Origin of the sequence: Pseudoclavibacter helvolus (assembly GCF_049707175.1) — a bacterium.
Lineage (GTDB): Bacteria > Actinomycetota > Actinomycetes > Actinomycetales > Microbacteriaceae > Pseudoclavibacter > Pseudoclavibacter helvolus_A.
Genome location: NZ_JBNAFM010000001.1, coordinates 90,232 through 102,607, shown reverse-complemented (window position 1 = coordinate 102,607; position 12,376 = coordinate 90,232). Strand labels below are relative to the sequence as shown.

The 12,376-nt window shown below is 69.1% G+C and carries 11 protein-coding genes and 1 tRNA gene; 7 read left to right on the top strand and 5 right to left on the bottom strand.

Features of this window, described 5'->3' with window-relative positions; all coding sequences use genetic code 11:
- Nucleotides 1-34: 34 nt before the first annotated feature.
- A complete protein-coding gene (locus ACPYN9_RS00680; protein WP_424463024.1) occupies nucleotides 35-577 on the bottom strand; it encodes a DinB family protein in 543 nt (180 codons plus the stop codon).
- A gap of 123 nt (nucleotides 578-700) precedes the next feature.
- A tRNA-Arg gene (locus ACPYN9_RS00675) sits at nucleotides 701-775 on the bottom strand.
- Between the two features lie 147 nt (nucleotides 776-922).
- Between ACPYN9_RS00675 and ACPYN9_RS00670 the strand changes: the two genes are divergently transcribed.
- From ACPYN9_RS00670 to ACPYN9_RS00660, 3 genes are read left to right on the top strand one after another with little or no spacing between them, the layout of a single operon-like run.
- Nucleotides 923-5,164: an AAA family ATPase gene (locus ACPYN9_RS00670; protein ID WP_424463022.1), complete on the top strand. Its 4,242-nt coding sequence runs from the start codon at nucleotides 923-925 to the stop codon at nucleotides 5,162-5,164.
- Nucleotides 5,161-5,430 carry a hypothetical protein gene (locus tag ACPYN9_RS00665; protein WP_424463021.1) on the top strand — a complete coding sequence of 90 codons (270 nt, stop codon included), beginning with the start codon at nucleotides 5,161-5,163 and terminating at the stop codon, nucleotides 5,428-5,430. The genes ACPYN9_RS00670 and ACPYN9_RS00665 overlap by 4 nt, the downstream gene beginning before the upstream one ends.
- Nucleotides 5,423-6,751: an MFS transporter gene (locus ACPYN9_RS00660; protein WP_424463019.1), complete on the top strand. Its 1,329-nt coding sequence runs from the start codon at nucleotides 5,423-5,425 to the stop codon at nucleotides 6,749-6,751. The genes ACPYN9_RS00665 and ACPYN9_RS00660 overlap by 8 nt, the downstream gene beginning before the upstream one ends.
- Nucleotides 6,752-6,945: 194 nt before the next feature.
- Here ACPYN9_RS00660 and mscL read toward each other — a convergent pair whose 3' ends face one another.
- Genes mscL through ACPYN9_RS00645 form a run of 3 tightly spaced genes read right to left on the bottom strand, consistent with a single transcriptional unit; the run spans nucleotide 6,946 to nucleotide 8,373 of the window.
- Nucleotides 6,946-7,383, bottom strand: coding sequence for a large conductance mechanosensitive channel protein MscL (mscL, locus tag ACPYN9_RS00655; protein ID WP_424463017.1), 438 nt, complete (start codon nucleotides 7,381-7,383; stop codon nucleotides 6,946-6,948).
- Between the two features lie 49 nt (nucleotides 7,384-7,432).
- Nucleotides 7,433-7,735 carry an FmdB family zinc ribbon protein gene (locus ACPYN9_RS00650; RefSeq protein WP_424463015.1) on the bottom strand — a complete coding sequence of 101 codons (303 nt, stop codon included), beginning with the start codon at nucleotides 7,733-7,735 and terminating at the stop codon, nucleotides 7,433-7,435.
- Nucleotides 7,736-7,794: 59 nt separating this feature from the next.
- The gene (locus ACPYN9_RS00645; protein WP_424463013.1) at nucleotides 7,795-8,373 is read right to left on the bottom strand and encodes a 5-formyltetrahydrofolate cyclo-ligase; all 579 of its coding nucleotides are present in this window, start codon (nucleotides 8,371-8,373) and stop codon (nucleotides 7,795-7,797) included.
- Between the two features lie 128 nt (nucleotides 8,374-8,501).
- On the opposite strand from ACPYN9_RS00645, the gene ACPYN9_RS00640 reads away from it, so the two are divergent.
- The 4 genes from ACPYN9_RS00640 to ACPYN9_RS00625 all read left to right on the top strand — a co-directional run bounded on the left by ACPYN9_RS00640 (nucleotide 8,502) and on the right by ACPYN9_RS00625 (nucleotide 12,346).
- A complete protein-coding gene (locus ACPYN9_RS00640; RefSeq protein WP_424463011.1) occupies nucleotides 8,502-9,425 on the top strand; it encodes a UTP--glucose-1-phosphate uridylyltransferase in 924 nt (307 codons plus the stop codon).
- Between the two features lie 12 nt (nucleotides 9,426-9,437).
- Nucleotides 9,438-10,085 (top strand): GNAT family N-acetyltransferase, encoded by a 648-nt coding sequence (locus tag ACPYN9_RS00635; protein WP_424463009.1) that lies wholly within the window; start codon nucleotides 9,438-9,440, stop codon nucleotides 10,083-10,085.
- Between the two features lie 163 nt (nucleotides 10,086-10,248).
- The gene (locus tag ACPYN9_RS00630; protein ID WP_424463008.1) at nucleotides 10,249-11,370 is read left to right on the top strand and encodes a hypothetical protein; all 1,122 of its coding nucleotides are present in this window, start codon (nucleotides 10,249-10,251) and stop codon (nucleotides 11,368-11,370) included.
- Nucleotides 11,371-11,413: 43 nt separating this feature from the next.
- Nucleotides 11,414-12,346: a hypothetical protein gene (locus ACPYN9_RS00625; protein WP_424463006.1), complete on the top strand. Its 933-nt coding sequence runs from the start codon at nucleotides 11,414-11,416 to the stop codon at nucleotides 12,344-12,346.
- Nucleotides 12,347-12,376 lie beyond the last annotated feature (30 nt).

Below are 12,376 nucleotides of genomic sequence, written 5' to 3'. Positions count from 1 at the left end.
TCCGCGCACCTTGTGCCGTGCCGCGACGTCGCGGCTACTCCCCGACGCTCCCGTCGACGGCCTGTCGCAGCAGATCAGCGTGGCCATTGTGGCGCGAGTACTCCTCGACCATGTGGATGAGAATCCAGCGCAGGCGAGGGATGCGACCGTCCGCGAAGCCGTGGGCCGCCGGATGCTCTAGACCACCCTGCTGGTAAGCCCACTCGGCTGCGGTGCGTGCCCGCGCGACGGACGCCTGCCACTCGCTGAGGAGCGCGGCCGGGCTGTCCTGGGCGGCGGTGTCCCACTCCCAGTCAGGAGTCTTGGCCCAGTCGACGGAGCCCCAGGGCTCTCGTGCCGCGTCGCCGAGGAGGACCCTGTCGAACCAGTCGTCCTCGACGAACGTGAGGTGCTTGAGCAGGCCGCCGAGTGTCATCGTGCTCGGCGGCAACGTCTGCGAGAGCTGCCCGGTCGTGAGGCCGGAGACCTTCCAGGCGAGCGTGGCGCGATGGAAGTCCAGGAAGCCGTTCAGTGTCGCCCACTCGTCGTCTCCCATGGGCGGTTCTGCTCGGTTCTGCTCGTCGAAGATCGTCGTCATGTCACGCGCTTTCGGCCCATGCCCAGATTCTAGAGACCAGGCGAGCAGAGGGCGACGTCGTCTGATCGTTGCGATGCTCGGTTGCCGAATCCTCGCGAGACCACGGGAGCATGCACCCGAAACTGGTGCCCCTGGAGGGACTCGAACCCCCAACCGTTTGCTTAGGACGCAACTGCTCTTCCATTGAGCTACAGAGGCTGGCGCGACAATGCTACCGGTGCCGCGGCCTTCTGTGTGCACCGGGTGACCCGCGGCTGCCGCCGGGTCGCGAAATCCAGGCCAAGCTCGGCGCAACCCACGCGCGCCTCCACCCGCCGGCGCGCCCGGACACCTACAGTGTCACGCGTGTGGGGTCTGTTTCGTAAACGAAGTTCAGAGCCGGGCGACGCGAAGAGCGACGATCACGGCTCCGGCAAGGGTGCGCCCACAAACAACGAGACGGAGCCGATACCCGACCTGAGTCCGGTGCGCGAACGCCTCGAGCGGGAGCGTGCAGCGCGTGACGGCGACGCCCTCGACGGCGACGACAGCCTCGACCTGGGCCGCGACCACGAGGACGGGGTGCGAGCCCGCGGGAGCGACGGTCCGAGCCTCACTCGGGGCCGTTCGTGGGTTGCGGATGCGGTGGCGCACGAACGCAAGACCCACCCGGTCCCCTCGGCAGACGAGGAGGCGCTGACGGCGCTGGACCTCGAGCGGGCCGAGCAGGCGAGGGCCCTCGAAGCGGCGGTCGACGCCGCCCAGGACTCGTGGCTGCACGAGCTCGCCCAGCTGGGCGGCCCATCCCCGCTCCTCGACTTCGCTGACGAGCCGGGCACGTACGTCGAGCTGACCAGCGCGCATCCCGGCGGCATCGCCCCCTTCGCGGCGGGCAAGACCGTGCTGCTCTCGGCGCTCGTGCGTGAGAACTCCTCTTTCCGTGGTGCGAGAGACGCCGCGGATCTCATCGCGCAGAAGGGCACGGAGTTGCTCGCCGGTCGCGGCATGAGCACCATCCAGCTCGCAACGGGCTTCGCGGAGTGGACGCAGGACGGCACGCACTTCCGAGCCCCGATCTTGACCCGCACGGTCGACCTGCGCCGCGCCGGCCGCGACTACGAGTTCACTCTCAAGGGCGCGATCCGCGTCAACGCGTCGCTGGTGCGGCACCTCGCCCAGCACTTCGAGGTGCGCCTCCCGGTCGCCGAGCTCCTCGAGCTCGCGAAGTCTAACGACGCCTTCCTGCCTCAGCAGGTCTTCGACCGCACGAGGGCGCTCGGTGCCGCCATCCCGCAGTTCACCGTCTCCGCCCGCGCCGTCATCTCAAGCTTCGGCGAGGTTTCGAGCGCCATGCTGCGCGACACCAACGAGCTCGACCACCCCGTGCTGCGCGCGCTCGCGGGTGACGAAGAGGCCCGCCGCCTCGTGTCGACCCCACAGCCCGCCGAGCAGCGTCCGAGCCCAGACCGGCGGGATCCGGTCGGCGACAGGTTCCTGCTCGACGCCGACACCGAGCAGGAGCGCGTGGTTGACGCCATCGCCGCCGGCAACTCAGCCGTCATCAACACCATGCCGGGCACGGGTCTGACCCAGACCGTCATCAACGCCCTCGGGCTGCTCATCGCCGACGGCAAGCGCGTGCTCGTCGTGACGCCCCGCTCCGCCAGCATCCGCGCACTCCGTGCCCGGCTCAAGAGCGTCGGCCTCGAAGGGCTCGCGGTCACACCGCGAACGCTCCGCCGCGACGCCATCGCCGCCATCTCACGCAACGAAAAGGCCCGTAAGCCGGCCATGCACGAACTCGACGACGCACTCGTGCGCCTGCGCCACGTGCTCGCCGACTACCGGGATGCGCTCGTGCATCCAGACCCCGCGCTCGGCGTCTCCGCCCTCGACGCGCTCGAGGAGCTCTCGCGCCTCGAGCTGCGCGACCAGCCGCCCATCACGACCGCCCGCCTCGACCGCGACGCGATCGAGGCCATCGCCACCGGCCGCGACGCCGTCGCCCGCCAGCTGCGCGCAGCCGGCGAGCTCGGCCAGTTCAAGTACGGACCGGACGACTCGCCCTGGTACGGCGTCTCCTTCGAATCGACCGACGAGGCGAACCGCGCCCAGGAAGCCGCCGTCGAGCTCGACGCCGGCGTGCTCGTCGAGGTCATCGACCGCGCTCAGGAGCTCGTCGGACGCACCCGGATGCGCCCCGCCGAGACCTACGGGGAGCTTGGCATCTACCTGCGCCTGCTCCTCGACCTGCGTGAGACGCTCGACCGGTTCCGACCGGCGGTCTTCGACCACTCCCTGACCGACGTCATCCACGCCACAAACCCGAAGCGCGAAGGCAGCGACCTCACGTCGGCTCGCCGCCGCCAGCTGCGGCAGCTCGCGAAGGACTACGTCCGGCCCGGCGTCGTCGTCGAAGACCTGCACGAGTCGCTGAAGCTCGCGCAGCGCCAGCGCATCCTGTGGCACCGCTACGTCACCGACGGCTCCACGCCAACCGTGCCCACCGGCACCTCGGACGTGCGGAAGTTCCACCGCGAGGTCGCGGAGAAGCTGCGCCTGCTCGACGAGCCCCTCGTCGACGCCGGTGCCGTGTCGCTCAGCGAGCTGCCCCTCGCCGAGCTGCCGGCCCGCATCTCGGAGCTCGCAGCGGACAGCGAGGTGCTGCACAACCTCGTGGAGCGTCTCACCATCATCGAACGACTCGAGAACCTCGGACTCTCGCCGCTCCTCGAGGACCTCTCGGAGCGTCACGTCGAGGCCGACGCGCTCGGCGACGAGCTGGAGCTTGCCTGGTGGCAGTCGGTGCTCGAGGACCTCCTCGACCGGGACAAGGCGCTGCTGAACGCGAACACGCGCGTCGTCACGCGCCTCGAGAGCGACTTCCGCGTGGTCGACCAGGCGCACACCGAGCACTCCGCGGCGCAGCTCGCCTGGCAGCTCGCGGAAGCCTGGAAGGTCGCGATCGTCGACTACAGCGAGCAGGCCGACGCCCTGCGACAGCTGCTGCGTCGCCCCGGAGTGCCCTCGACGAAGCTCGCGGTCGAAGCAGGCGACGTCTCGAAGAGCATCGCGCAGCTCTGGCTGACCACGCCGTACGACGTGCCGCTCGTCAGCGACCGCATCCACTTCGACACGGTCGTGCTGGTGGATGCGGGAACCATGTCGATCGCGGAGAGCGTCGGCGCGATCCGACGCGGCGACCAGATCGTCGCGTTCGGCGACCCGGTCACCCAATACCCGACACCGTTCACGGTCGCCGTCACCCGGCCCACCGCCGACAGTACGGATACGTGGGGCCTGCGCCACGCCGACGAGATTGGCGAGTCGGTCTACTCGAGGCTCGCAGAGTTCCTGCCGGAGCACGCGCTCACGCGAAGCTACCGCGCGGGCGGCGAGGACCTCGCCGAGCTCGTCAACCGACGGTTCTACAAGGGGCGCATCCGTTCGATGCCGTGGGCTGGCACGCTGCTCGGCCACTCGAGCCTGAGCTTCTCGTTCGTCGAGAACGGCACGGGGCTGCCCGACCCGATCACCGGCGGCGTCGAATCGACGGACGCCGAAGTGAGCCGCGTCGTTGAGCTCGTCGTCGACCACGCCGTGCACCGGCCTCGCGAGTCGCTGATGGTCGTCACGGCGTCTGCCCTGCACGCCCGCAGAGTCGAGCAGGCCGTGTACTCGGCGGCGTCCCGTCGCAGCGACATCGCGGACTTCTTCACGGCTGCGCGGGGCGAGCCGTTCACGGTCACGACGATCGAGCTCGCAACCGCGCAGTCACGCGATCGGGTCATCTTCTCGATCGGCTTCGGGCGTACCCCGCACGGTCGGGTGCTGGCGAACTTCGGCGTCCTCGGCACCGAACTGGGTGAGCGCGCCCTCGCCGTCGCGATGACCCGCGCGCGCCGCTCCCTCGTGATCGTCTCGTGCATCCGCCCCGGCGAGCTCGACCCGTCGAGAATGTCGCGAGGCGTCCTCGGGCTTGCACAGATCCTCGGTGAGGCCGAGGCGCGCGAGCCGGATGCGTCGGCGTCGCGCGAGAAGCGTGGCCCGATGACGAGCGGTCCAGAGGGTGAGGCCAGCGACGGTGCAGACAGCGCGGAACGGCAGGTCGAATCGCCGCCGATGCTGCTCGATCTCGCCAACCGACTCGAGTCGTTCGGCATGACCGTCGAGCTATTCCACCGCGGCCGCATCCCGCTCGCCGCCGCGTACCGTGGCCGTGCCATCGCGATCGACACCGATGGCCTCGACCTGCAGATCGCGGGCTCGGCGGATGCGACGCTGCGCGAGACGCTGCGGTTGCGCCCCGAGTTGCTGAAGCGCCTCGGCTGGTACTACTTGCGGGTGCACTCGTTCGAGCTCTTCGCCCACCCGGAGGCTGTTGCCCGCAGGATCGCGAAGGCGCTCAAGGTTCCGCTGCCCCCGGAGATCAACTCGATCGCTGCGGGGTCCATGCAGGGAGAGCTCGGTGAGCTCGTGACCGGCGGAACGCAGACCAGCGCGAACGCGTCGGCGGGCGCGAGCGTCGGCTCGACCACGCTGCCAGACGGCAACCAACAGATCGCGATCGCTCGTCCCGGCGAGCCCGGCGGCGCGAGCCGAGCGTGAGCGGGCGAGGCGACGAGACCGAGACGGAGACGGGGACCGGCAAGCTCAGCGAGAGAAAGCGGCGCCGCCGAGTGACGACCCCGCCGCCCCCGGGGAGCGACCCGGAACCCCAGTCGGCAGACGCGCGACGGCATCCGCCCGTGCTTGCCGCCGAGGACTCACCCGCCGCCTGGGGTGACGTGCGCTACGCGGACGACCGCGCCGAGGGCTCCCGTGGACCGAACGACGACCGACTGCGCGCCGACAAGCCACCGCACTATGGCTGAGCGGGCCATCGAGCCGAACGACCCGACGGTTCCGGGCGCCGATCCCGAGCATCCGACCACTGGCCAGGTGCCGATTGTGTCGAGCAACGACGGCCCTCGGCCGCCGATCCCGGCCGAGATCTGGGTCCTGCTCGTCGCCACCTTCTTCATCGCCATCGGCTTTGCGCTCATCGTGCCGGTGCTCCCGCAGTACGCGCTGAGCTTCGGCGTTGGCGCGACCCTCGTCTCGGTCGTCGTCAGCGCGTTCGCGTTCATGCGGCTCGTCTTCGCGCCCGGGGCCGGCGCGCTCATCAACAAGCTGGGGGAGCGACGCATCTACGTCGCGGGCCTCCTCATCGTGGCCGCGTCGACGGCCGCCGTGGCCTTCGCGCAGGACTACTGGCAGCTGCTGGTTTTCCGCGGGCTGGGCGGGGTCGGCTCGGTCATGTTCACGATCTCGGCCGCCGGCATGATCGCCAGGTACTCTCCGCCGCAGATCCGCGGGCGGATCTCTGCCCTCTGGGGCGGCATCTTCCTCATCGGGAACATCGCGGGGCCGGCCGTCGGCGGCGCGCTTGCGCAGTTCGGCATCGGGGTGCCGTTCCTCGTCTATTCGGGCACACTGGTCATCGCAGCGGCCATCGTCGGCGTCATGATGGGCCGCGCGCACCGCATCACGGCACGCAAGGTCGCCGAGGAGGCCGGCCTGCACGACGCGGGCGACGACCGCGCGCCTGCGGCCCGAAAGCTCGAGCCGAAGAGCCTGCGCGAGGCGCTCCAGGACTCGGCCTACCGAGCCTCGCTCGTGTTCGGCTTCGCGAACGGCTGGGCGAACTTCGGCGTCCGCACGGCGATCCTCCCGCTGTTCGTCGCGACGAGTATCAGCCAGGAGCCGTGGGTCATCGGCGTTGTCATCGCGGTCGGCGCGGTTGGCAACGTCATCTCACTGCAGTACGCGGGCCGAAAGACCGACCGAGTCGGCCGGCGCCCGTTTATCCTGGCGGGTCTCGGCATCTCGGCGGTAGCGATGTTCGCGACCGCGTTCGCGGGCGACATCGTCACCATGCTCGTGCTCAGCTTCGTGCTCGGCCTCGGCTCCGGACTCGCGGCTCCCGCCGAACAGGCCGTGATCTCCGACATCATCGGCTACGGTCGCAGCGGCGGCCAGGTGCTCTCGACGTACCAAATGACGCAGGACGGCGGCAGCATCCTCGGCCCGATCGTCGCCGGTGTCATCGCCGACCTCTTCGGCTTCATGTGGGCCATCATCGTCTCCGCGTTCATGCTCGCGATCGCGTGCCTCTCGTGGGTCTGGGGCCGCGAGACCTTCCGCTCCGCCTGAGGCTCCGGGTCGCGCGCCGCCACGGGCCGGCCTCGCCGCATCCACTCGAGGAAAACACCTTCGTGGCGTCACGAACCTGTTCCGATCGTGTGGATGCGGCGAGAGGGTCGGGCTCGGGTGCCGAGACACAAGAACGCCGCCGGTGACCGGCGGCGTTCTCGTGCAGCGCGAGGGCTGCGGGTACTGCGACGTGCCTAGGCGCGCGTCTCCGGGCCTTCGCCCTCGAGCTTCGCCGGCGACTCCTGCTGCGCCTTGAGGAGGTCGCGGATCTCCTCGAGGAGGTCCTTCTCAGTGATGGCGGCCTCGACGGCGGGCTTCGGCTTGCCGTGGATGAGGCGGTAGCTCATGTCGTTGAGCTTGTTGATCGGAACGATGATCGCGAAGTAGACGACCGCGGCGATCAGGACGAACTGGATGATCGCGGCGATGACGGCGCCGAAGCCGATCTTGGCACCGAGGATCTCGACGTACGCGGCTGCGATGTCATCCGCGTTGAAGATGGCGGCGATGATCGGGTTGAAGATGCCATCGACGATGGCGGTGACGATGCCGGTGAATGCGGCACCGATGATGACGGCGACGGCAAGCTCGATGACGTTGCCACGCATGATGAATTCGCGGAATCCCTTCACGGGGTCCCCTTTCGTTCAGATGAGTGTGAAGTGACTCTGACGAGTCAGGTCAAGGGGCGGTCGACGCGCTGGTCGCGGTGGTGGATGCGGCTGCCGGAGCCGGAGCCGCGTCCTTCTTCTCGGCAGGCTTCGACTCGGACGCGGCGGGTGAGGAGCCGGACGACTTCTTCGCGCTGGCCGCGGAGTCGGTTCGGTAGAACCCGGATCCCTTGAAGGAGACGCCGACGGCACCGAAGACCTTGCGCAGCTTGCCTCCGCACGTGTCGCAGACGCTCAGGCTCGCGTCGGCGAAGCCCTGCTGGATGTCGAAGGCGTTGTCACATTCGGTGCAACGGTATGAGTAGGTAGGCATAATCTCGCTTTCGGGACCAGGACAGCATAAACGCGCAGGCGGGCTCGCGGGGTGCTGCGTCAGAAACGTGTGATTCCCGAGGGGGTGATCACCGCGTCGACGCGTTCGTCGTGGACTTCGCGCGGGACTGCTTCGACGACTTCTTCGTCGTACACGACCGCATAGACGGGCGGCCTGCCGGCCATCGAGCCGAGGGCGCGGTCGTAGTACCCGCGGCCCCAGCCCATTCGGTAGCCCTCGCGGTCGACGGATGCGGCAGGCACGAAGATCAGGTCGGCGTCCCCGACCGCGATGGGGCCCAGGAGTTCACCGATGGCCTCGGGGAAGCCGAGCTCGTGGGGGTGCTCGGACGCGCCGTCGGAGACCACCCAGTCGAGGAGGCCGTCTTCCCGGGTCACCGGCAGGAGCACGGTGATTCCCGCCTCACTCGCCCAGTCCAGGAACGGTCGTGTGTTCGGCTCGAATTCGCCGGCGAGGTAGCACGCGACTCGGCTCGCCCCGTGGGTCTCGACGACCTCGCTGAGGTGTCGGGAGACCCGCTTGCCCTGCTCGGCGAGGGCGAGCTCGCCCTGCGTGCGTCGCCGCTGTCGGATCTCGGCGCGCAGTGCGCGCTTCTCGGTCTTCGCGTCGGTCGCCATGCGTTCGAGCCTAGCGAAGCGCCTTTCGGCGTTCGGAAGGGTTTTTCGCCCGTGCTGGCTTTGTCGGGAAGACTCGCGGTGCGCAGTCGCGTTTCGCGAAGACATTCGCGGGCCATACGATACCGGCTATGTCCTCGCGCATTACTAAGGCCGTTATTCCTGCTGCGGGTCTCGGAACGAGATTCCTTCCCGCAACGAAAGCCATTCCGAAGGAAATGCTTCCCGTCGTCGACCGCCCTGCGATCCAGTACGTCGTCGAAGAGGCCGTTGGCGCTGGACTCTCCGATGTGCTGATGATCACGGGCCGCAACAAGACGACGCTCGAGAACCACTTCGACCGAGTGGCCGAGATCGAGGCGCTGCTCGAGGCGCGCGGAGAGACCGAAAAGCTCGCTCGGGTGCGCGACGCGACCAATCTCGCCGACGTGCACTACCTCCGCCAGGGTGACCCGCTTGGGCTTGGTCACGCGGTCCTGCGTGCGCAGCAGCACGTGGGCCAGGAACCGTTCGCCGTGCTGCTCGGCGACGACATCATGGCGGGCGGGGGCTCCTTGCTGAAGCGCATGATCGAGGTGCACGAGGCGACGGGCGCCAGCGTCGTCGCGTTGCAGGAGGTCGACCCGGCGATGATTTCCTCCTACGGGGTTGCGGCCTACGACGCCGCGTCGAGCGTCGAGGACGGCGTGCCGGGAGCGGGTCCTGACACCATCCAGATCACCGGTCTCGTCGAGAAGCCTGCGCTCGAGGACGCGCCGTCGAACTTCGCGGTGATCGGCCGCTACCTGCTGCGCCCCGAGGTGTTCTCGGTGCTTGAGCAGACGAAGCCAGGGGCCGGTGGCGAGATCCAGCTGACCGACGCCCTGCAGGTGCTTGCCGCACAGCGTGAAGAGTTGGGTGGCGTCGTCGGCGTCGTCTACCGCGAACGTCGCTTCGATACGGGCAACAAGCTCGACTACATCAAGGCGATCGTTGAGCTCGCGATCGACGACCCCAAGTTGGGGCCAGCACTCGGGCCGTGGCTGAAGCAGTTCGCCACCTCCGTGGGCGAGTAGGGCCCGCCTCCGATGAGCGCATCCGTTCCGACGCTGACGCACGGCCCGGTGTCGCTGCGTCCCATCAAGGTCCGGGATGCGCGCGAGCTGGAATCCGTGCTGCTCGCCAACCGCGAGTGGCTGCAGCCCTGGGAGGCCACCAGTCCCGGAGGGGGCGGGCGCTGGGACGTCCGAGGGGGCATCCGCTCGCTGCTTTCGCAGGCTTCGGCGCAGACGGCGTTGCCGTTCGTCATCACCTACGAGGGCCGCTTCGCAGGTCAGCTGACGGTTTCGAGCATCAGCTACGGGGCGCTGTCGTCGGCGACGCTCGGCTACTGGGTCGCGCGCGAGTTCGCGGGCAAGGGGCTCGCAACGATCGCCACGGCGATGGCGACCGACCACTGCCTCCAGGGGCTCGGGCTGCACCGGATGGAAATCTGCATCCGTCCCGAAAACGCCAAGTCGCTGCGCGTCGTCGAGAAGCTCGGTCTCAGGTACGAGGGGCTCCGGCGTCGCTACATCCACATCGACGGCGACTGGCGTGATCACTTCTGCTTCGGCGTGGTCCGCGAGGAGGTGCCGCAGGGCGTGCTGCGGCGATGGCGCGAGGGTGCAGCTGACGAGCGACTGGCTCAGGTGCCCGAGGTCGATTGGCAGCGAACGGCACAGCCCTTCCCGTGAGGTTTTACCGCAGAACCGGAAGGGTCGCGCTCACCGGTTGAACGCTCGCCGGGGTTCGTTCGCGACCTCGCTGCGGCGGCTGAGAAAGAAGTTCGGAAATCCCGAATCTGACACTCCGCGCCAATCGGCCGTCGGCGAAGCGTCCGCGCTTAATGTTGACGCCATGCAGTTCGGCAGCAGTCTCGTCCTCGCCCTGGCGGTGACGCTTTGGCTTGCCTATTTCGTGCCGACGTGGGTACGCCGACGCAATTACCTCGCGACGGAGCAGAATGCGCTGCGCATGCAGCAGGCGCTGCATTCCCTCGCGACGACGAGCGATCTCGGCGAGGCTCGCGTGCGCGCGGATGGGCGCGGGGTGAGCGAGCAGGAGCGACGCATCAAGCGCGCCAAGGCCGAGGCCGAACGCGCGGAGCGCGAGCGCGACGAGGCTGCGCGGCGAGCGCTCCCGGCGGTTTCGGTTCCGCGATCTGCCGAGGATCGGCGTCGCGCTGCTCGCGCGACGCGTCGGGGCCGACTGGTCACCTCGCTGGTCACGCTCGTCGGCCTCATCGCCGTGGGCACCGGAATCTGGCTCGGCGCCAGCAGTGGTGTCTGGTGGGTGTTGGTCGCCGGCGTTGTGACCGTGCTCGCCGGCGTCGCGGGACTGCAGCGACTCGCCCGCGTCGCCAACGCGCAGCGCCTCGCGGCCCGCGCGGCTGGGGGAGCGCAGCGAGCGCCTCGGGTCGAGCCCCGCGCCGACTCGACCATCGACTTCTCCGTGAGCGACGAGGCGGCGACTGCCGTCGTCCCCGCTCCAGAGACACAAATCACCGAGCCGATGGGCGGATGGGTGCCGGTTCCGGTCCCGAAGCCCTTGTACCTCGAACGGCAGTCGGTGGACACGCTGGCGGAGGTCGAAGCGGATGCGGGTGCCCCAGGGCGTCCAGGTCCCGATGGTCCCGGCGGCGGTGTTGAGGTCGAGAAGGTCAACCACCTCGAGCTGCTCCGTGAGGCGGCCCGTAGGTCTGAGCAGAAGATCCGCGATGCGCACGCGCAGCCCGGAATCGCCACGTTCTCGACGCGAGCGTCGGCGGCCACTCAGGGAACACAGCTGACGCAGACAGCCGCGACGAGGGCGGGGCTCGCACAGTCGTCGCCCGAGCTCAGCGAGGTCGTCCTCGACCCCATCGTCGTCGCGCCGGTGGCGAAGCGCCCGAGTCGCTGGGCCGCCATGGGGGTCATCGACGACGTCGAGCCCGGTATGGGCGACCTCGACGCGGCACTGCGACGCCGTCGAGTCGGCTAGTCGCCGCCAGGCTGCGCGCCCGATCCACTAGTGTGGTCGGATCATGGCAACACCTGCAGACGGCGACCCGTTTTCGCGCACCGACGACGCATCCATCGATGTGCCGCACGGCATCTTCACCGCGGGTGACGAAACGCTCGACCGCACTGGTGCGACGAACGCGCGCCTCCTCATCGGTGGTCCGTTCGCGCGATTCAGGGCCGCACCCGCAGCCGCCCGGGTGAGCTGGTTCGCGGCGGCCGTCGCACTGCTCGTGGTCGTCGTCGTGATCCCCGTCTCCATCGGCTCGTTCGCCTCCGTCCGCAAGGAGGCGCTCGCCGCATCCACCGCCGCACCGGCCCAGCCAGCGGTCGTCGTCCTGAGCCCCGAGACGCTGGCGGTCAGCGCGCAGGTTGATGCCCTCGAGCCCGCCTACGTCATGTCGAACGGCCTGGTCACCGACGAGTCCAAGACGACAATGGGTGACCTGTTGGCGACCGCACGAGACCAGATCGACGCCAACGACGCGGCTGCGGCGTCGTCGACCATGCAGTCTGCCGTGGCCTACTTCGTGTCCGAGTACTCACAGCGCGTCGCGACGGCTGCCGAGACCCAGGTTGAGGAATACGAGCAGTCTGAGTGGGAGACCGATGAGCGGCTCGCCGAGCTCATCGAGATTGTTCGCGCGAACGCGCAAGGCCAGGACCTGACCGCACTCGTTGCGGCAGTGATCGAGATCCCGCAGGTCGTGGGCGACGCCAGGGCTGAGCACTTCGGGAACCGGCGCACGTACGTCCCGCCGGCCCCGACGACCGCCGCTCCGGCCCCCTCAGCGCCCTCCGCGACGCAACCGCCCGCCACGCAGGCTCCCCAGATGACGCAGGCTCCGGCCCCAACCCAGGCCCCTGAGCCTGAGCCGCAGCCCACCAGGGCACCGCAGCCAGAGCCGCAGCCGACGGGCGGCCCCAACTTCACCTCCGCCCCCAACGGCGACTAAGTCGGGCCCGTTCCGCATCCATCGCTCGAG